This is a genomic window from Staphylococcus microti (assembly GCF_000934465.1).
GTDB lineage: Bacteria > Bacillota > Bacilli > Staphylococcales > Staphylococcaceae > Staphylococcus > Staphylococcus microti.
In genome coordinates this window covers 1-378 of sequence record NZ_JXWY01000078.1, presented here as the reverse complement: position 1 = coordinate 378, position 378 = coordinate 1, and the positions used below count along the sequence as shown (strand labels likewise).

General features: G+C 38.1%; 1 protein-coding gene. It reads left to right on the top strand.

Features of this window, described 5'->3' with window-relative positions:
* A partial coding sequence (locus tag TP70_RS12440) for a hypothetical protein (protein WP_044361076.1) occupies positions 1-378 on the top strand: 378 nt, incomplete at both ends.

The window sequence follows — 378 nt, the reverse complement described above, 5'->3', positions numbered from 1 at the left end:
GCGGTACAACATTCCGTTCTGCTTTTCGTAGTGCGGGAACAACACGTGCCGTTGAAGACTATTCAGGTAAAATTATCGACTACACAGGCGATTTAGTTCAAAAGCTTGATGATCCATCAACATCGTTAGCACCGGGTAATATTAACTTCTCGCCTAAATTTGTAGAAGGCAAAAGTAAATCATATGCGTTTTTAGTGAATCCAGATGGTACGATTACGAAAAAATCACTTGCTGTAAATAACGGTAGTGGTATTGTGGCATACTCTGGTAACTTTATTACGCTTGATAATAATACACCGGAAGCGTATGTGTATTTAAGTAATGTTGGTATTTCTAATGGACACACAGTGGATGCAATTGCGAAAGTATCTATTATTC